The organism is Erwinia sp. MYb375 (assembly GCF_037479175.1).
Lineage (GTDB): Bacteria > Pseudomonadota > Gammaproteobacteria > Enterobacterales > Enterobacteriaceae > Erwinia > Erwinia rhapontici.
On the sequence record NZ_JBBGZS010000024.1, the window covers coordinates 159,801 to 179,421 of the forward strand.

The 19,621-nt window shown below is 57.8% G+C and carries 12 protein-coding genes and 6 pseudogenes; 6 read left to right on the forward strand and 12 right to left on the reverse strand.

Going from position 1 to position 19,621, the window contains the following annotated elements:
- Positions 1-90: 90 nt before the first annotated feature.
- Entirely contained in the window at positions 91-1,680 is a 1,590-nt protein-coding gene (gene dld, locus WH279_RS22570; RefSeq protein ID WP_445235275.1) for a D-lactate dehydrogenase, read from the reverse strand.
- 63 nt (positions 1,681-1,743) lie between these two features.
- Between dld and WH279_RS22575 the strand changes: the two are divergent.
- A pseudogene (locus tag WH279_RS22575) lies at positions 1,744-2,857 on the forward strand (amino acid permease); the annotation flags it as partial.
- Between the two features lie 64 nt (positions 2,858-2,921).
- On the opposite strand, the gene gdhA reads toward WH279_RS22575, so the two are convergent.
- Positions 2,922-4,208: an NADP-specific glutamate dehydrogenase gene (gene gdhA, locus WH279_RS22580; protein WP_339459058.1), complete on the reverse strand. Its 1,287-nt coding sequence runs from the start codon at positions 4,206-4,208 to the stop codon at positions 2,922-2,924.
- A gap of 54 nt (positions 4,209-4,262) precedes the next feature.
- On the opposite strand from gdhA, the gene WH279_RS22585 reads away from it, so the two are divergent.
- Positions 4,263-5,156, forward strand: coding sequence for a lipid kinase (locus WH279_RS22585; protein ID WP_445235276.1), 894 nt, complete (start codon positions 4,263-4,265; stop codon positions 5,154-5,156).
- A 14-nt stretch (positions 5,157-5,170) separates the two neighbouring features.
- The gene (locus WH279_RS22590; protein WP_339459060.1) at positions 5,171-5,440 is read left to right on the forward strand and encodes a hypothetical protein; all 270 of its coding nucleotides are present in this window, start codon (positions 5,171-5,173) and stop codon (positions 5,438-5,440) included.
- A gap of 183 nt (positions 5,441-5,623) precedes the next feature.
- Here WH279_RS22590 and WH279_RS22595 read toward each other — a convergent pair whose 3' ends face one another.
- The 10 genes and pseudogenes from WH279_RS22595 to WH279_RS22605 all read right to left on the reverse strand — a co-directional run.
- Positions 5,624-6,010 (reverse strand): hypothetical protein, encoded by a 387-nt coding sequence (locus WH279_RS22595; protein ID WP_339459063.1) that lies wholly within the window; start codon positions 6,008-6,010, stop codon positions 5,624-5,626.
- Positions 5,947-6,378 (reverse strand): DUF6862 domain-containing protein, encoded by a 432-nt coding sequence (locus WH279_RS22805; protein ID WP_445235281.1) that lies wholly within the window; start codon positions 6,376-6,378, stop codon positions 5,947-5,949. The genes WH279_RS22595 and WH279_RS22805 overlap by 64 nt, the downstream gene beginning before the upstream one ends.
- Positions 6,367-9,059 (reverse strand): annotated as a pseudogene (locus tag WH279_RS22810) (VENN motif pre-toxin domain-containing protein); the annotation flags it as partial. The gene WH279_RS22805 and the pseudogene WH279_RS22810, both read right to left, overlap by 12 nt.
- Before the next feature lie 216 nt (positions 9,060-9,275).
- Entirely contained in the window at positions 9,276-9,449 is a 174-nt protein-coding gene (locus WH279_RS22815) for a hemagglutinin repeat-containing protein (RefSeq protein WP_445235277.1), read from the reverse strand.
- 115 nt (positions 9,450-9,564) lie between these two features.
- On the reverse strand, positions 9,565-10,065 hold the full coding sequence (locus WH279_RS22820; protein ID WP_445235278.1) for a hypothetical protein: 501 nt from the start codon (positions 10,063-10,065) through the stop codon (positions 9,565-9,567).
- On the reverse strand, positions 10,062-12,026 hold the full coding sequence (locus WH279_RS22825; protein ID WP_445235279.1) for a hypothetical protein: 1,965 nt from the start codon (positions 12,024-12,026) through the stop codon (positions 10,062-10,064). Before WH279_RS22825 ends, WH279_RS22820 begins: the two co-directional genes overlap by 4 nt.
- Positions 12,023-12,100 (reverse strand): hypothetical protein, encoded by a 78-nt coding sequence (locus tag WH279_RS22830; RefSeq protein ID WP_445235282.1) that lies wholly within the window; start codon positions 12,098-12,100, stop codon positions 12,023-12,025. The genes WH279_RS22825 and WH279_RS22830 overlap by 4 nt, the downstream gene beginning before the upstream one ends.
- Entirely contained in the window at positions 12,091-12,237 is a 147-nt protein-coding gene (locus WH279_RS22835; protein WP_445235280.1) for a hypothetical protein, read from the reverse strand. Before WH279_RS22835 ends, WH279_RS22830 begins: the two co-directional genes overlap by 10 nt.
- An 88-nt stretch (positions 12,238-12,325) precedes the next feature.
- Positions 12,326-13,071 (reverse strand): annotated as a pseudogene (locus tag WH279_RS22840) (two-partner secretion domain-containing protein); the annotation flags it as partial.
- A gap of 70 nt (positions 13,072-13,141) precedes the next feature.
- Positions 13,142-14,596: pseudogene (locus tag WH279_RS22605) on the reverse strand (ShlB/FhaC/HecB family hemolysin secretion/activation protein); the annotation flags it as partial.
- On the opposite strand from WH279_RS22605, the pseudogene WH279_RS22610 reads away from it, so the two are divergent.
- From WH279_RS22610 to WH279_RS22620, 3 genes and pseudogenes are all read left to right on the forward strand, one after another.
- Positions 14,577-15,315: pseudogene (locus WH279_RS22610) on the forward strand (aromatic amino acid transporter AroP); the annotation flags it as partial. The pseudogenes WH279_RS22605 and WH279_RS22610 overlap by 20 nt on opposite strands.
- Before the next feature lie 226 nt (positions 15,316-15,541).
- Positions 15,542-18,224 (forward strand): annotated as a pseudogene (locus WH279_RS22615) (excinuclease ABC subunit UvrA).
- Positions 18,225-18,559: 335 nt separating this feature from the next.
- Positions 18,560-19,612 (forward strand): NAD(P)-dependent alcohol dehydrogenase, encoded by a 1,053-nt coding sequence (locus WH279_RS22620; protein WP_133846974.1) that lies wholly within the window; start codon positions 18,560-18,562, stop codon positions 19,610-19,612.
- Positions 19,613-19,621 lie beyond the last annotated feature (9 nt).

Below are 19,621 nucleotides of genomic sequence, written 5' to 3' on the forward strand. Positions count from 1 at the left end.
CCCACACTTTGCCTGCTTTTTTAGTAACTGTTTATCGCAGTGATACGTTTGCACTCAGCCTGCCATACTGGCAGGCCGCCAGCGGCATTATCATGCCCAGTGCTTCTTCTTACTGGTTTTACCAATGCCCGGGTTGCAGGTGTTGGTCGGGTCGAGCTGATGGAAGTGATGCTGATGCTCGTCGGAGGCGTGATAGAGGTGACCAATATTGTGCTCAGCCGGGTATTTTGCCCCGCGCTGATCCAGATACGCCAGCACCGCCGCTTTAAACTGCGCGCCATCGACGCCAGGTTTCAGAATATAGTCCTGGTGATTGACCAGACAGAAGAAGTGGCCACAGCAGGAGTCTTCCAGTACCTGCGCCTGCAACTCTGGCGGCAGGCGAATCAGCCACTGATCGTCATTACGGCGCAACGCCACATCAAAGGCAATCAGCCTGTCGTTGGTATTGATGCCCGCATAGTCGCAGTAGAACACCGTGCAGGCCCCCACGCCAAAACGCACCAGGAAGGCATCCTTCTGTTCCTCTTCAGTACAGTGGAACCATTCCCCATTGCGTGTGGCGAAGAATGCGGTCAGCAGGCGACTCATCGCAGCAACCTCGTCATGGGCCAGTTTGATCATCAGATGATGTTCATAGCGGCGGTGATACGAGAGCAGACGCGGTGCCACGGTAGAAGGCGTGATGCGGTTACCCCACTGGATCAGCCGATCGAGGGTGTTGTGCGGCAGCAGCCGGAGTTTTCTTAGCCGTGCGTCCCAGCGCGCTTTTTTTGCCATCAGCCCCGGCAACGCTGCGGGCCCGAGGCGCTTAATCGACAGGAACATATGACGCGCATAGCGCAGGGTCAGCCGGAAGGCGTTGCGATGGATATACTCCGCCTGAATCGGCAGCGTCTCCAGGTTTTCAATCAGATAGCGGCGCAGGTCGAGCAGCACCTGCTCATCGTTGGTGCCAATATAGAAGGTATCTTCCTGCGGGGTGGCGTCGAAGGTGGCAAGGCGCACGGCAAAGACGATCACTTTTCCGGCGCAGCCCGCGCTGTCATGCAGATAGTGCGGATTGCCGTTAAAACGCGTCGGCGTGGTGGCATCCACATCTTTGATCACCGCCGCGTAGTCATCGGCCCAGATTTTTCCTTCCCAGTCCGGTGCGGTGCCGGTGGTGTACTCCCCGGCTTCCAGTCGGGTGATCATCTCTTCCGGGGTATTCCCCAGTTCAATGCCCAGATGGTTGATCAGATGCAGCTGCCCGTCGTCGCTAATCTGCGCAAACAGGGATTTTTCGGTAAACGCCGGGCCGCGTTGTAACAGCGATCCCCCAGAGTTATTACAGATACCACCGACCACCGATGCGCCGATACAGGAGGAACCGATCACGGAATGCGGTTCTTTGTTCCATGGTTTCAGGCTGGTTTCCAGCTCGGTCAGCGTGCTGCCGGGGAACGCGATAATCTGCTGTGCGTTATCGATCACCTGCACGCCCTTGATTTTGCGGGTGCTGACAATCACCACCGGGCGGTCATAGTCATCACCGTGCGGCGTGGAGCCACCGGTCACCCCGGTGTTAGAAGCCTGCATCAGGATGATGATGTCATTTTGCTGGCACACCTTGAGCACCTGCCACAGTTGTAGCAGCGTTTCCGGCAGCACAACGGCCAGCGCATCACCCTGGCCCACGCGGAAGCCTTTGCAGTAATACGCCTGTCGGTGATCAGATTGTCCGGGCCGACCTGGTCGCCCTTTGTTTCCGACTACCTCGGCCCGAAAGCCAGCTTCTTCCTGACCTGCATTGCACGTGGTGGTGTGCGGCGGGTATATGCAGTTCTGGCTGCCCGAGCTGTCGCCGTGGATCCCGGCGCTGCTGACCCTGGGACTGCTGTGTCTGTTTAATTTGCTGTCGGTGAAGATGTTTGGCGAGGCCGAGTTCTGGTTTGCGATTATTAAGGTGATCGCCATTATCGCGCTGATTGTTACCGGCATCTGGATGATTGGCAGCGGCTGGACATCGCCGGATGGCGTCACCGCCTCACTGCATAATCTCAGCGACCCGGCGGTGTTTATGCCGCACGGAATCGTGGGCTTCTTTGCCGGTTTTCAGATCGCCATTTTCTCTTATACCGGCATTGAGCTGTTGGGCACCATGAGTGCCGAAACCAAATCGCCGGAAAAGGTGTTGCCGAAAGCCATCCGGGCAATCCCGCTGCGCATTATTATCTTCTATGTGCTATCGATGGTGGTGATCATCGCCGTCACCTCCTGGCAGCATATCTCACCGGATACCAGCCCGTTCGTTACGCTGTTTGCTAAAGCCGGGCTGCCTGCCGCCGCGGCCGTGATTAACTTTGTGGCGCTGACGTCGGCGATGTCTTCCGCCAACAGCGGCGTCTATTCCAGCACGCGTATGCTGTACGGCCTGTCAGTGGAGCAGCACGCCCACTGGCAGTTCCGCATTCTGTCGCGCACCACGCGCATTCCGGTTCGCAGCCTGCTGTTCTCCTGCTTCTGTATGTTAAGCGGCACGCTGCTGCTGTTCCTGGTGCCCAACGTGATGACGCTGTTCACCGTGGTGTCCACGCTGGCAGCGATACTGGTGATTTATACCTGGGGGATGATTCTGGTGGCGTACCTGGTGTACCGCAAACGCTGCCCGGAACTGCACCAGCAGTCGACGTTTAAGATGCCTGCAGGCGTTCTGATGAGCTGGATCACGCTGCTGTTCTTTCTGTTTTCACTGGTGGTCATGGTGTTTGACCGCGATACGCTGATGGCGCTGTGTGCGATGCCGCTGTGGTTTATTTTGCTGGCGTGGGTCTGGCGGGTGAAGCAACGGCGGGAACAGACAGCACTGGCATAAGGGTTATGCAGGGGCAGGATTCGGGGCGACCGAAAAAAGGGTCACCCCTACCAGGGACGGGACGTTACAACACGCCCTGTGCCAGCATCGCATCGGCCACTTTTACAAACCCGGCGATATTCGCGCCGTGCACGTAGTGGGTCTGCTTCCCTTCCCCGCCGTGTTCAACGCAGGCGTGATGGATATCCAGCATGATATGTTGCAGACGAATGTCCACCTTCTCGGCTTTCCAGCTCAGACGCGCTGCGTTCTGTGCCATCTCCAGACCGGAAGTTGCCACACCGCCGGCATTCGCCGCTTTCCCCGGGGCAAATAATACACCCGCATCCAGGAACGCATCGGTCGCCTGGATCGTGGTCGGCATATTGGCGCCTTCGGCCACGGCTTTCACGCCATTAGCAATCAGCTGACGCGCCGCAGGCAGATCCAGCTCGTTCTGTGTAGCACAAGGTAAGGCGATATCTACCGGTACGCTCCACGGCTGCTGCCCGGCGAGGTAAACCAGCTGACGTTCGCGCGCATAGTCTTCCACGCTGCCGTAACGCACGTTTTTGATTTCAGCCAGATGAGCCAGCTTCTCAGGGGTAAACCCGGCTTCATCCACTACCGTGCCGCGAGAGTCAGACGCCGTCAGCACGCGAGCGCCCAGCTCCATCGCTTTTTCAATGGCGTACTGCGCCACGTTGCCCGCACCGGATACCGAGACCGTGCTGCCTTCAAAGCCCAGACCATGACGTTTTAACATCGCATCGGTGAAGTACACCAGACCGTAGCCGGTGGCTTCCGGGCGGATCAGGCTGCCGCCAAACGACAGGCCTTTACCGGTAAACACGCAGGCCGTGTTGTTCGACAGCTTCTTCATCATCCCGGACATAAAGGCCACTTCACGGCCACCCACGCCGATATCGCCCGCAGGCACATCGGTATCCGGACCAAGATGACGATACAGTTCGGTCATCAGCGCCTGGCAGAAACGCATCACTTCCGCGTTGCTTTTCCCTTTCGGATTGAAGTCAGAGCCGCCTTTCCCGCCGCCCATCGGCAACGTGGTCAGCGCATTTTTAAACGTCTGCTCAAACCCAAGGAATTTCAGGATCGACAGGTTGACTGACGGATGGAAACGCATCCCGCCTTTATACGGGCCAATCGATGAACTGAACTGCACGCGCCATGCGCGATTCACCTGTACCTGACCTTTGTCATCCGTCCAGGCCACGCGGAACTGGATCACACGTTCCGGTTCCACCAGGCGTTCCAGCAGGCTCTGTTCCTGATATTGCGCTTGCGTATTCGGCGGGCGGATCGCGCTGCTGACGGGGTGAAACGACTCCAGAGAGTGAAAAGCTGTCATGACGAATTCCTTGTGCGTAATGGTCTGACCCTGATGTTGTTATTGTTATTATTTATGTATAAATGTAAACTTAAAAATGTGAGTTGCCTCATCGTAATCAGCTGTGATTCCATCGACCCTCCAGAAGCGTTATCCCTGCTCAGCGCAGAGGGAATTCAGGTGGTTGAACCTGAAGCCAGCGACCGTCGCGACAGCAGCGAGATCATCCTCGACTACGCTGACCGCATCGATTTGGTGATTGTTGGCGGGGGCGATGGCAGCCTGAACGCTGCCGCGAAAGGGCTGATGCGCAGCGGCCTGCCGCTGGGTGTGTTGCCACTCGGCACCGCCAATGATTTCGCCCGCACCATCGGCATCACCAACGATTTGGCTCAGGCCGTGAAGGTGATCGCCGCCGGGCACCAGCGCCCTATCGATCTGGGTGAAGTGAACGGACATTTGTTTTTTAACGTCTCCAGCATCGGGTTTTCCGCCACGCTGGCCCACCATTTGACCGCTGAATCGAAGAAGCGCTGGGGGACTTTTGGCTACGCGCTGGCGGCCTTTAAACTGCTGAAACAGAGCCGCCCGTTCAGCGCCACGCTGGAGCATGACGGCATCACCGAGAAGGTCAAAACCGTGCAGGTTTCCGTGGGTAACGGCCGCTTTTACGGCGGCGGCATGACGGTGGAACAGAGTGCGGCACCCGACGATGGTCGCCTGGATGTTTACAGCCTGGAAGTGGCGCACTGGTGGGAGATGATCGCCCTGCTGCCCGCGCTGCGGCGCGGCACACACGGGCGCTGGCGTAAAGTGCGTACGCTATCCACCACCGCCATGACGCTGAGTACGCGGCGTCCTCATGATATTAACGCCGACGGTGAACTGATTGGGCAGACGCCTGCCCGGTTTGCCATCAAGGCACATGCCATTACTGTTTTTTCTCCGTCGCAAGCGACGTCGGTTTAATAAGGGTTATTTCTATGAACAAATTTGGCATTCTCGCATTAACCGCCATGATCACCTTAATTTCAGCCTGTGATGATGCAACCAAAGAAAATATTAAAGAAGAAGCCGACAAACGCACAAGCAGCCTGGTGGAATCGGCACAAACGCAGTGGGATGAAACCCGTAAACAGGCAACGGATCTGGCCGATGCAAAAGTGGCGGAACTAAACGCTGCGCAGCCATTAGAAGAGGCGAAGAAAAAAATGAATGAGCTGGGTGAGATGAAGCTGTCTGACTTTATTTGAAGAGAAAGAAGGCGAGGAAGCGGAGTCGGAGAATAACTGATTCTTGTCCTTCTCTGAATTTCCTTCGCGATTTTACTTTGACGATACAGTGGTTTTTCACTGCTGCTTTGGTGGGTTAACCCCCACCTTCTCGCCGCTCACCTGGGCACGCACGGGATCCTGCATTACCACCCGAACCGGAGATTATGCAGACGCTAAGGAAGGTCTGTAAGCTCCTGTTTTAACAGTAGCTAATCTTTTAGAACCATCGGGTAAAATTTTCCATACGCATAGATCCTTACATTTCCGCCCGAACCAGATACTACAATGGAATTGTACTCTTTTTTCAATATAGAGTTCAATCTTATCGACTGGGATTGTTGCATCATTTTTCACGGCTGTGACATGATTTTTCCCGTTAGCATCCGGCAAAGAGTTTATTTCAAAGTTACTGGACAGTCGTTGTTTACCTGCCAGCGTCTCTATCTTACTGGCCGCAGCAGGCGTCATGGAAGCCGCAACAACCTTCATCCCCTCATACGTGGACACATATTGTTCTGCTGTCGCCTTATCAACTCCAAGCTGCGCCATAGCATAATTACCATCGCATCTTTCACCTGTTGCTGATTCTGAGCATCAACACTGGTGATATTCAACAGGTTTACTATTTGCCCGTAAGCATCGGGATACATCTGACTGGCTTTTGAGTTGTAGTTACCAAAGCTTTCATATCCTTCTTTTGCTTCAATAACTTTCAGTCGTTCACCGGCACAGGCCGCACTAGCAGCCTGCCCATTACTGCACGCTGCTATAACTGCCTTGTCACTGCTGATATCTTTCTCAAGCAGTGCATCATACTTCTGCTGCGCTTTCTCAAGCTCTGCCGGATTTTTACTATTTTTGAGCGTCTGTTTCGCTATCTCAAGCTCTGTCTTTTCCTCTCTGAAGTTATTCTCCACCGCATTCTTACCCGCCAGCCCGCCCGTCACCGCTCCCGCCGTACTGTCGCTGCTCACGCCTGACGCTATCCCTGACGCCAGCGTCGCCAGCGCGCTCAGGTTTTCCTTCTGCTGCGACGTCAGCTTACTGCTGTCCGCCGTACCGTACAGCGCCAGCGCTATCGCCGGCGCCGCAAGCTCTCCTGTGGCCGCTCCCGTCGCTCCCGCCGCCGCGTTGCCGCCGCTCAGCTCTGCAACCACCCCGCCCAGCAGCGCATGCGCCAGCGCATTATTCGCTTTCTCCGCCGCGCTCAGTTCGCTGTACTGCTTATCCTGCGTCGTCAGGGTCTTGACCACCCCCGCAAGATACGGCGCCGCACCCGCGCCAGCGCGGCCCTGATGTCACCTCCCGCCAGGCCCTGCAGCGCACTCACCACCGCATTCACGCCCGTGCTCACGCTGCCCCCCATCTGCGCGCCATTTGCCGCCAGCGCATCGTCATAGGCCAGCTGCCAGGCTTTTCCGGCTACCGCCTGCGGCCCGTCATCCACCTTCGGATTGACTCTTTTCTCCTCCGAAAGCGCCTTTTTCGCCCGCTCCTCAAGCCCGGCCTGACGCGATTTATCGCCCAGTGCCGCCGTGGCCTCACGCGTGGCTTTGGTCGCCTCGTGGGTGTTGTAGATATCCAGCGCCTGCGCGGCGATATCGCTGACCAGCTGCGCCTGCTGTAGCCGCTTCTGCTCTTTCTCTTTGTTAAAGATCGGGGTAATGCTGCCGTCGTTGGCGTGCTCCGTATCGCGGTTCAGGGTGCTGACGTCCTGCTGCTGCTTCGCCGTATCACGCACGGTGATGCTGCCTTCGCTGACCGCCGCTTTGGTGGTCCCCTCCGCGTGCCCTTCGCTACCCGAACCGGATATCGGCAGGGCGCTGACGTTGCTTAAAAGGTTGGCCCCTATTGGCCCACCGCTGTTAAAGCCCACGCTCTGATGCTCGGTTTTGTAATCAGCCTGATTATGAATATCTGACCAACCCAGCGTTCCGGTATCAAGGCTGTTTTTATCCGCCGTGGCCGTTGCTGCGGCTCACCTACTTTAATAGCATAGCCGCCGCTGCCTGCGAACAGCCCCGTCTGCTCCTTCACCGAGTCAAAATCACTGTTCATCTTGTCGCGGTTGGCGTTGATATTCACCGATCCGGTCATGGATCCAAAGGTGAAGCTCCCCCCCGCACTGACATTCTGCTGCTTTGCATCGTAGCTGTCACTGTCCTGCTGCGAGGCAAGCGTCAGGTTACGTCCGACATCAGCGGTCACGGTTTCACCGCTGACCTGTGCGCCTTTCAGCGTGGTGTCGCGCCCGCTGGTCAGGCTGACCACGCTGCCCGCGTCCAGGGTGGTTTCACTATGCGTCAGGCCCTTCCCTTTCTCATGGCCTTTACCGGCATTGACGCTCGCCGATACGCTGATGCCCCAGCCGCCAGAGCCCACTCCAATCCCGATGCCAACGCTGCCGCCCTTACTGCTGTTTTTACCGTCGGTGCTTTCGGTATTCTGCGCCGACACCAGATGGATATCGCGACTGGCGTCCAGCGACAGATCTTTACCCGCCTTAAGCTGGCTACCTGCAATGTTGATATCGCCGCTGTCAGGCCCTTTACCTTTGCCAGTGGCGGTGATCGACAGGTTTTGCCCGGCGTTCAGGGGCTACCCTGCGACTGGCTGCTTTTGATGGTCGTCTCACTCTTTGACGACTGGCTGCCATAAGAGAGATTCACCCCCACCGTATTGGTGGCGCCTTTTTCTGCCCCATCGGCGCCTTTCTCCACGCCAATTCTGCATTTTTTGATCGGCCGCTCCGTTACAGCATTGTCATGATCCCAGGCCTGCGCCCCCTGCACCCCGGACAGTACCGCTTTCGTTCCCTGGAGTGCCTGCAGGCGTCCATCGCCCTCTTTCCTGCCTGCTGCGCGGTGCTGACGGCGGTATTCAGCGCGCTGCCGACTGCCCCGGAGAGGGCCAGGGTGAAGCCGCTCTGCTTCGATTCGAAGGTTTCGGTACTGGTGCGTTTATCGTAGCCCGGATCTATCTGCACGCTGTCGCCGGTGATGGCAATATCTTTGCCCGCCACCACATCAGCACCGCCGATATGCGCCCGGTTGCCTGCGGTGATGCTGACATTGCCCTGGCTGCTGCCCACGGTGCTGACGCTCTGGCTCTGCGTGGTGCCGTTCTCGTCAATCTCATGGCGCGTTGACTGGCTTCCGACGGTAAAGCCGATGCCGCCGCTGCTCATCAGGCCGCTCTTTTTCTTCTCTTCCAGCAGATAATGCGACTGTGTCTCGGTGGCCGCGACGATATCCACATTGTTGCCCGCGGCGAGGGTGACATCATTATCAGCAGCGATGGCCGATCCCACTACCGCCAGGTCGCGTCCGGCAGTGATGCTGACGCTTTCCCCGCTGAGCAGCGAGCCCTGTTCAAGGGTGGAGCGATCGTCTTTTACCGTGTGGCTGCTGCTTTTTGACAGGAAGCCTTTTTTCTCGCTGCGCTCTTCGGAGAACTGCGATTCGCGATCGGTGGCGCTGTTAATCACCACGTCCCGTTTCGCCTGCAGCGCAATCGCGCCATCCTCGCTGTGCAGGGTACTGCCCGCCAGCGTAATATCATTTTCACGGGCGATCACCGTTACGCCTTTCTCGCCGCTGAAGGTGCTGCCGATGCCGCTGTCGCGCACCGTCTCCATCTCACGCTGGCTTTTGGTTTTACCCTCGCGTTTCTTTTCGCTGTCCTGGTCGATGACAACCTGGCGCGCTCTTTGATGATCACGTCCTGCGCGCTCACGCCGATGCTGCCTTTCTCGCTGTCCACCTGCGCGCCTTCCACCCGCAGGTTTTTACCGGCCACCAGCGTCACGCCCTGATCACCGCTCAGGGTACTGAGCAACAGACGATCTTCCGTTACTGACTGACGAAGTTCTGCTGTCGGCAGTCAGATGTGTGGTGTTGGTGGTCGTTTCTGCCAGCAGTTTTATCTCACCGCCCGCCTGCAGTTGGGTGGTGCCGCCCGCTTTCACCTGGCTGCCCTGCAGAGTCAAGTCCTGCCCGGCATTCAGGCGCTCACGCGCGTCCGGTTGCCCATCGCCCCGGAAATCACCTCAAGACCGGTGTGGCTGCTGCGGGCCGCGCCAATCTCCAGGCTGTTTTGCGCACTCAGGCTGAGGTTCTGGTCCTGAAGGGGTGAGTAGCCTGTACGTTAATACTGTCAGCACGAATATCGCCGCCCTGGTGCAGGAACTGGTCGGCATCAATCTTCAGCGCCTGGTCAGCCACCAGGTTTCCGGCATTGCTGAGGCTGTTGGCCGAGAGTTGCAGGTTGCCACCGGCGATCAGCGCCCCGTCACCGGACAGGCGAACGGTATTGTTGGCCAGATAGACTTTCGGCACCCAGACCGTCTGCGGGCCTTCTGCGCTGTCGACCGTTTCACTTACCAGCCAGACGATGTCCTGTTGTAAGGCGGCTATCTGTGCCGGCGTCAGCGCCACGCCCGGCACCAGGTGGAAGTCCTGTGCCACTTTGCTGCCGTTGTTCATCAGGTTCTGATACTGCGCCATGGCATCATCCCCCTTCTCCGACGGCCGCCCGGTCAGCGCCAGCATCTGCTCACGGACCAGACGCTGCTCGTAGAAGCCATCGCCCAGGCGCTTGATCACCAGCGCCGGATCGTATCCCAGTAATCACTGCTGATAAACCTGCTGCGGCTGGTAAAACGCTCGTCGGTGACCACCAGGAAAGGACTGCCTTTGGCCGTATCCTGGCGGAACAGACCGTTATTGGGAATGGAGGTCGCTACACGATCAAGCTGCTGTTGATTCGCCAGCGCCAGTTCACCCGGCGTCAGCGGCTGCGTGCCGTCTTCACTGGCCGTCAGCGGGTTACGTTCCCACTCTTCGCGCCCGGCCTGCGCGGCTTTCTCCGCCGCCGCCACGCTGCTGATTTGCGCCTGATTAACCGTCACGTTCTCAATACTGGCGCCCTGGATCGTCACCGAGCCATTGCCCGTCATGATGGCATCAATGGTGGTCAGCGCAGTGGTCTCATCACGATTGAAGGTGGGGTACCAGTGACTTTCAGCTCTGTCGTAGTGATCGACGATATGTTCCTGGCGGCGTTCGTTAACCGAATAGCCTTTATTAACGATATTTTTCGCGCCCGCAATATTCAGATCCCCGTTCGCGCTGAGGGTGCTGGCATCATTAAGCAGCTGCCCGGCCACGCGCAGCACCATATTGCCGCCCGCCAGGATATGTGCACCGACACCCGCAGACACCAGTTTGTCACGGGTGACCGTGCCGGTAACCGAGCGCTCCCGTAAGTTACTGTAATCAGAAACATAAGGAGCAGTGTCGATATCAATAAAACGATTTGGATCCCATTGAACGAGCTCGCCAATATCATGTTCACGTCTGAAACTATGCTGGTAAGGTGTTGGTACCACGTCATGATTCCAGCCTCGCATTTCATAAAACGTGAGATCGTAATTGCCGTCACTGGCAGGTTTCAGAGCCAGATAATTCACCCACAGGTCAATTAATATCCCCTGGTTGTTCTTCACCCGTACCTGAGCACGTTTAGTGCCAGCATCAATAGCCAGCAGGGTGCCGTAACGGTTGCTTTGCGCTGCTTCATTATTCTGAAACGTTAGCCGCTGGGTAGTGGAGGCGACTGTGCTTTTATTGGTATTCACATCTTCGCCATAAGAACGCCAGTAGTAGTTGTAGCGATGCCAGCTGTAGTCACTGCTGGCCGCATTACGGGCGATATTCAGCCCTTCGCGCAGGTTGTTCAGGCGTTTGGCCTCCACCGTCACATCACCGTCCGCTTCGATGCTGCTGGCGCGATTTTCAATCAGATCATCACTGCCCAGGAAGAGGCTGCCACTGCTGTAGAGCAGGCCGCCATCGCGGTTCGTCAGGCGTTCCCCGCTACGCAGATCCAGACGGTCGGTGGCTGCGATCACCGCGGCATTGCCGTGGTTGTCGATCACCCGGCCGCGTACGGTGATGTTATCGCCAATCAGGGTCGCGGGGTTGTCCAGCGTATCCACGTTCAGCGTCATGCTGTCGGCTTCCAGCCGACCACGGTTGAGCAGCAGGCCGGTCGTCAGGTGTAGCGTTTTACCGACCAGCGATCCCTGATTCGTGAAATCCTGGCTGTTAACGACCAGGCCGCCAGGCAGCAGCCAATCCGTCAGGTTGGTCAGCACGCCCGCCACGGAAAGCGTAACAGTGCCGTTGCTGCTGAGGGTATCGCCCGCACGGTGGGTGTAGTCCTGGCGGACCGCGAGATTCAGATCCTGCTGGCTGAGCAGCGTACCGCCCTGGTTGTTGAGAGTGTGGGTCTGAACGCTTAATGTTGCGCCGCTTTGCACCACGCCGCCCTGATTGATCAGATCGAGCGCGGGAACTCCGGCACTGCGTGCGCCCGGATTGCCGCCCTGGATCGTCAGCGCCTGATTCGCCACAACACGTCCCTGGCGGTTATCCAGCGTCTCCAGCAGTGAAAGGGTGAGCGTTCCTGCACTCTGTACGCTCCCGGCGCGGTTATCCAGCGTACGGGCCGTCACGTCAGTGTCCGTGGTGCCCAGCAGCAGGCCACCGTCACGGTTATTCAACCGATCCGCCCGCCCTTGCCATAGCTGATCAGCGTGCCGTCCGGGTTATCCAGCTGCTGCGCGGTCAGTTCCAGCCCGGCGCCGCGCTGAACAGCCCCTGGCGGTTATTAATGTGGTTAGCCACAATGCGCTGATCGTCGCTGCTCCTCACCGTACCGCCCATCAGGCCTCCGCGGTCCAGGCCACCCAGAGTGCCATGGGTGTTATTCACCGCGTTTTGCTTTGACGTCGCCCGCCGCTGCCAGGGACGCGGGTTCAATGCTGTCCCGGGCCGCCAGCTGACCCCGCCCGCTTCGGTCCACGCCCGCATTCACGTCGACTGCACGCGCCAGTCAACGTATTCCGTATCATGCCGGGCATCGCCATTCAGCCCGCCGCCTTCAATGCGTACGGCGCGCTCCACCTGATAACCCGCCAGGCTGCCATCGGCGTTCAACTGGGTTTTACCGGTCGTCAGCGTCATGCGCCCGGCGTTGATGGTGCCGCAGCCATTGCAGACGATCCCTGCCGGGTTGGCGACGATGACCTGTGCACGCCCGCCTGCGACTTCAAGGAAGCCGCGCAGTTCGCTGGGGTTGCTGCTGTTCACTTCGTTAAGAATCACCCGCGCCGGGGCTGAATTCAGCTTGAGATTCGGGTTACCCTGGATCATCCCCGCCAGTTGGGTCGAGGTCATCGACGCGGAGTTATTGAGGATCGCCCCGCGTTTATCAACGTCAAGCTGGCGGTACTGGTTATGCGATACCCCGGAGCGGTTCGGCGCGGCGATGTTCACCTGTGGCAGTCCGTTCTGCGTGGCGATCACCTGCGGGCGCTGGCCCGCAGGTGCCGAGCCGTCGGCAACAATTCCGGCGGCGATCGTCGGCGCGGCAAACAGTGACAGGCCGAGCATCCAGACCACCCGACGTACCGTCACCCACAGACGCGGCGCGCCGATGCCACGGCTCTGGCCGGGCTCACTGCTGCAACTGCGGGCCAGTTCGGACACCACGCGCAGTTCCCCGTGAGTGCGGCTGAAGATAAGTCGATAGCAATGTTTGTTCATAGAAGTCGTCCCTGAAAGAGCACTTTCCGTTCACGTCATAGTGCAGCCGCAGCGAGGGCGGCAGGCCGCGTTAAATATCCAGGTTGAGGCTGAAACCTGCCGTCGCACCTGAAGTATGGAATTGTTCGGGTTTTTGCAGCGGTACCCCGGCAAACAGGTCGTAGCTGAGGTGGCTCAATACAGTACCGCGCACGCCGATGGCGCTCCCTGCCAGCTGGTGCCCGGCCAGATAACGGGTACCGGGGCCGTCAACCCGACCGTAGTCCAGCGCGGCGTACAGCTCATGGCCGCGTGACAGCACATTCCACGCCAGCTCATTACGCCATATCACCCCTTTCTCACCCGACAGGATCTGCTCACCGTCAAAACCGCGTACCGAGTAACGCCCGGCGATGGCCATGCGATCCTGTGGCGTCAGCGGATTGGCGCTCCACTGGCCGCGTACGCTGGTGACATAGCGCCAGGGTTCGCTGCCCAGGGTAAAGGGTTGGTTCAGGCTGATATCGGCCATGGCAATGCCGGTACGGGCGCTGCCGCTCTGGGTATCCTCTTCGGGTGCCCGCAGCGCATTGAAAGCGCCGGTGCCACGCCGCCAGTTGAGGTTGGCATCCAGCGTGGCGTTGCCAAGATAACTGCGCTGATTCAGCCCCAGTTCCCAACCCGCCGTGCGGCGGCGCTGCTGTTCGATCTCGACGTCCTCCACTGCGTTAGAGGAGTTTCTGCGCCAGAGGCGCATATTGAGCGTGGTTTTATGCAACTGATTGCGGAACAGCAGGCGCGAGAGCGTCAACTGTACGTTGTCGCTCTTGCCGCTGTAGCTCAACACCTCGTTGGCGTTGGCGATGTTCTGGTGGTAGGTGTAATTGTTGTAGTTGGCGGCCAGCCCCCAGTAGCCCACAGGCACCGAGTAGTTCAGCGTATGCGAGCGGTTGCCAAAGGGGCCGTGTTGAAACAGATCTTTGCCGATGTTGGCATAAAACAGGTCGTTTTGCGCAAAAGGTGCATCCACCGCCAGCGTGGCGGAACCGAGGTAACGTCCGGTGCTTTTTGAACCGCTGTCGTCCAGCCCCAGGCTGAGGCGAACCGGGCGGCCCTCTTTCCAGTTCACCCGCAGGTCGCTGGTGCCATCCTGCTCACCGGGCAGGATGCTGATATCAGCCGTGGCGCTGGGCACCCGCCGGAAGTTTTCCAACCCCTGCTCAATATCGCGCAGATTCAGCACATCTCCTGAGGATGTCGGTACAGCATTCCACATACGCGCACGCCATGAGACCGACTCTTCAAACTGCACGCGACCGATGCGTCCGGGCTGGAGCGTCAATGTCAGCACACCCTGGGTCAGGTCCTGTTCCTGGGCCATCACCTTGCATAATGCCCTGCCCGCCCAGACAACGGCCTGATAGTCAGGGGTCACCGCACGGACATCACTGTCCGGCGCATTTTGCTGCTGGAGTGCACGTTCTCGCGCCTGCTGGCGCAGTTGCTCCTGGGCATCCAGCGTTGCGCCCGTACGGGTATCGTTTTCAGGGACCTACTGGGGCAACTTTGCCGGTTTCGTCTCCGGCTGGAATTACTGGGTGCTTTACGTGCTGGTCAGTATGGCGGAGCTCACCGCCGTCGGGATTTACGTTCAGTACTGGTGGCCGGACATTCGACCTGGGTTTCGGCCGGGGTGTTTTTTGTCGCGATTAACCTCATTAACATGACCAGCGTGAAAATCTACGGTGAGGTGGAGTTCTGGTTTTCCATCATCAAAGTCGCGGCGATTGTCGGCATGATAGGCTTTGGCGCCTGGCTGCTTGCCAGCGGTCATGGCGGCCCAGTATTCCGAAGGCTACCAATCAGGTGATTTATCGCATCCTGCTGTTCTATGTGGGGGCGCTGGCGGTACTGCTGTCACTCTATCCGTGGCAGAAAGTGGCGAAGGCGGGAGTCCGTTCGTTCTTATTTTCCACGCACTCGACAGCAATCTGGTCGCGACGCTGCTGAATGCCGTGGTGCTGTCTGCTGCGCGCGATGATCAGCATCACCCATCTGAAATTCCGCAGGGGCTATCCCCTGACGAATATCCTGTGCCTGCTGTTCCTGGCCGGTATTCTGGTGATTATGTTTATGACGCCGGGCATCGCGATTTCCGTCTGGCTAATCCCCGTCTGGCTGCTGGTGCTGACCGTGAGCTATCAGTTAAGAAAAAAGAAAAACACCGCGCAAGTGGGCACGATTGTTGAAACCACTCACCTCTGAGACAGGCCGATGTGATGATCATCGAGGCATCTGAAGCTACGTGATCCTACATTTAGGAGATGCCTCGAAAAACACCGCTGTTCGTTGCAGTATTACATCGCTCTGTATGGCATTCTACGCCAAAACACTGGTTATCCATTCAGGTTTTTTTGTGCCATACTAACGCGTTTCTTTCTGGCCGTGCCGGGCAGGCATGGTGAGGTTTGTGCTAATCCGGGAATTGTGAATGGATAAGATCGAAGTACGGGGTGCCCGCACCCACAATTTGAAAAACATTAACCTGACCATCCCGCGCGACAAACTGATCGTCGTTACGGGCCTGTCAGGCTCTGGCAAGTCCTCGCTGGCGTTTGATACGCTGTACGCAGAAGGGCAACGCCGCTATGTCGAGTCGCTCTCGGCCTATGCGCGCCAGTTCCTTTCCTTGATGGAAAAACCGGACGTCGACCATATTGAAGGGTTGTCACCGGCGATTTCGATTGAACAAAAATCGACCTCGCACAACCCGCGTTCCACCGTCGGCACCATCACCGAAATTCATGACTACCTGCGCCTGCTGTTTGCTCGCGTGGGTGAACCGCGTTGCCCGGACCACGACGTCACGCTGGCGGCACAAACCGTCAGTCAGATGGTGGATAACGTGCTGGCGCAGCCTGAAGGCCGCCGTCTGATGCTGCTGGCACCGATCGTGAAAGATCGTAAGGGTGAACACACCAAAACGCTGGAAAACCTGGCAAGCCAGGGCTACATCCGTGCGCGTATCGACGGTGAAGTCTGCGATCTGTCCGATCCGCCGAAGCTGGAACTGCAGAAAAAACACACCATTGAAGTGGTGGTTGACCGCTTTAAGGTGCGTGACGATCTGGCCCAGCGCCTGGCCGAGTCGTTTGAAACTGCGCTTGAGCTGTCCGGTGGTAGTGCGGTCGTTGCCGATATGGATGACGCCAGCGCCGAAGAACTGCTGTTCTCAGCCAACTTTGCCTGCCCGATTTGTGGCTACAGCATGAATGAGCTGGAACCGCGCCTGTTCTCCTTCAACAACCCGGCCGGGGCGTGCCCGACCTGTGACGGGCTGGGCGTTCAGCAGTATTTTGACCCTGACCGCGTGGTGCAGAACCCTGAGCTGTCACTGGCGGGTGGTGCCATTCGCGGCTGGGATCGCCGTAACTTCTACTATTTCCAGATGCTGCGCTCGCTGGCTGAGCATCTGGAATTTGATATCGAAGCGCCGTTCAGCTCGCTCAGCGACTACAACCGCAAAGTGATCCTGTACGGCTCAGGCAAAGAGAATATCGAATTTAAGTACGTCAACGACCGGGGCGATACCTCGGTACGCCGCCATCCGTTCGAAGGCGTGCTGCACAATATGGAACGCCGCTATAAAGAGACGGAATCGTCGGCGGTGCGCGAAGAGCTGGCGAAATATATCAGCAACCGCTCCTGTACCAGCTGCGGCGGTACACGTCTGCGCCGTGAAGCACGCCACGTCTTCCTGGAGAACACCACGCTGCCGACCATCTCAGATATGAGCATCGGCCATGCGATGGAGTTCTTCCAGAATATGAAACTCAGCGGCCAGCGCGCTCAAATCGCTGAGAAAGTGCTGAAAGAGATTGGCGACCGCCTGAAGTTCCTGGTGAACGTTGGCCTGAACTATGTCGCGTTCTGCGGAGTGAAGCACAGCGTATCCGTCTTGCCAGCCAGATCGGTGCCGGCCTGGTGGGCGTGATGTACGTGCTGGATGAACCCTCTATCGGCCCCCATGTGATTGATATCGGTCCCGGTGCCGGCGTGCATGGTGGACAGATCGTTGCAGAAGGGACGGTGGATGACATGGAGTCTTCCCTGACCGGGCAGTACCTCAGCGGCAAACGTGGCATCGCCATCCCGCAACAACGCGTTAAGGGCGATCCGGCGAAGGTGCTGAAGCTGACCGGTGCCAGCGGTAACAACCTGAAGGACGTCACACTGACGCTGCCTGTCGGGCTGTTTACCTGCGTGACCGGCGTTTCCGGCTCCGGTAAATCGACGCTGATCAACGATACTCTGTTCCCGATTGCCCAGCGCCAGCTGAACGGCGCCACCATTGCCGAAGCCGCACCGTACCGTGATATCTCGGGGATGGAGCATTTCGATAAGGTGATCGACATCGATCAAAGCCCTATCGGGCGTACGCCGCGTTCAAACCCGGCCACCTATACCGGGATCTTCACCCCAGTACGTGAACTGTTTGCCGGGGTGCCGGAGTCGCGTCACGCGGCTATACTCCGGGGCGCTTCAGCTTTAAGTGCGCGGCGGGCGCTGTGAAGCCTGTCAGGGGGATGGCGTGATCAAGGTGGAGATGCACTTCCTGCCAGATATCTACGTGTGACCAGTGCAAAGGCAAACGCTATAACCGTGAAACACTGGAAGTGAAGTACAAAGGTAAGAGCATTCACGAAGTGCTGGAGATGACCATTGAAGAAGCCCGTGAGTTCTTCGATGCCGTTCCTGCGCTGGCGCGTAAGCTGCAAACCCTGATGGATGTCGGCCTGTCCTATATTCGTCTCGGGCAGTCGGCCACCACGCTCTCTGGTGGTGAAGCACAGCGCGTGAAGCTGGCGCGTGAGCTGTCGAAACGCGGCACGGGTCAGACGCTGTACATCCTTGATGAACCCACCACCGGCCTGCACTTTGCCGATATCGAGCAGCTGCTGGAAGTGCTGCACCAGCTGCGCGACCAGGGCAACACCATCGTGGTGATTGAGCACAACCTTGATGTGATCAAAACCGCTGACTGGATTGTGGACCTCGGGCCGGAAGGCGGCAGCGGTGGCGGTGAGATCCTCGTGTCCGGTACGCCGGAGACGGTGGCAGAGTGCGAACGTTCGCATACTGCCCGCTTCCTGAAACCATTGTTACAGCGTTAATTATTTGGGCGATGCATCGGGCGAGGCGTGCCTCGCCCCTACGATTACGGTTTTACGGTTTTATGGTTTTACGGTTTTACGGTTTTCGTAGGGGTCGGGCATGCCCGACCCGTTATCACCCACCGTATTTTTCTCCACGATTTACGGCCTGTTTCTTACAATCTCAACAAAATCTTGCAGAATCAGGCAAGACTTAGCGAGTTTTGGATATACCCCTAACCCCATTCCCTGACTATGCTTAACCTTCATCATTTTGCGGAGAAGGCGACGCTCTTCCACTGCCTGCTCCCAGCCTCACGGCCACTGCGCCACATCATCAATAACTGGAGAGACCAATGAATATTACGCATGCTTATGCCGCCCAGGACGCGAAATCGAAGCTGGCTCCGTTTGAGTTTCAGCCACGCGAACTGCGTGAACATGATGTGCAGATCGAGGTGTTGTTCTGCGGCGTTTGCCACTCTGACCTACACCAGGCACGCAATGAATGGCGCAACACCATTTTCCCGGTCGTGCCAGGCCATGAGATTGTCGGCCGCGTGACGGCGGTTGGCGCACACGGCCATAAATACAAGGTGGGCGATCTGGTTGGCGTGGGCTGTATGGTCGACAGTTGTCGTACCTGTGACAGCTGTAAAGAGGACCTGGAGCAGTACTGCGAAGAGGGCTTTGTCGGCACCTATAACGGCGAAGACCGCATCAACGGCGATATCACCTTTGGGGGTTACTCCACCCAAGTGGTAGTGCATGAAGACTTCGTATTGCGTGTACCGGAAAACCTCGACCCGGCCGGTGCCGCACCGCTGCTGTGTGCCGGTATCACCACCTTCTCGCCACTGCACCACTGGGGCGTGGGCCCGGGTAAAAAAGTCGGTATCGTAGGCCTCGGCGGCCTCGGCCACATGGGCGTAAAAATTGCGCATGCCATGGGCGCACACGTCGTGCTGTTCACCACCTCGCCATCTAAAATTGAAGATGGTAAGCGCCTGGGCGCAGATGAAGTCGTGATCTCGAAAGATGCCGACCAGATGGCGCAACATGCCAACAGTTTTGACTTTATTCTGAACACGGTTGCTGCACAGCACGATCTGAACCCGTTTATCACCCTGCTGCGCCGCGATGGCACCATGACGCTGGTCGGTGCGCCGGAACATGATCATCCGTCACCGCAGGTGTTTAATCTGATCTTTAAACGCCGCAGCATTGCGGGTTCACTGATTGGCGGGATTAAGGAAACTCAAGAGATGCTGGATTTCTGCGGTAAGCACAACATCACCTCCGATATTGAGATGATCAATATTAATCAGATCAACGAGGCCTATGAACGTATGCTGAAAAGCGATGTGAAGTACCGTTTCGTGATTGATATCGATACATTGCGCGCGTAACCGTCGTGG

What these genes read in the sequence shown, in the direction of transcription:
- gdhA (WP_339459058.1), bottom strand. Translation starts at nt 4,208, where the DNA reads ATGACAGCTTTTCACTCTCTGGAGTCGTTTCACCCCGTCAGCAGCGCG.
- WH279_RS22585 (WP_445235276.1), top strand. Translation starts at nt 4,263, where the DNA reads ATGTATAAATGTAAACTTAAAAATGTGAGTTGCCTCATCGTAATCAGC.
- WH279_RS22590 (WP_339459060.1), top strand. Translation starts at nt 5,171, where the DNA reads ATGAACAAATTTGGCATTCTCGCATTAACCGCCATGATCACCTTAATT.
- WH279_RS22595 (WP_339459063.1), bottom strand. Translation starts at nt 6,010, where the DNA reads ATGGCGCAGCTTGGAGTTGATAAGGCGACAGCAGAACAATATGTGTCC.
- WH279_RS22620 (WP_133846974.1), top strand. Translation starts at nt 18,560, where the DNA reads ATGAATATTACGCATGCTTATGCCGCCCAGGACGCGAAATCGAAGCTG.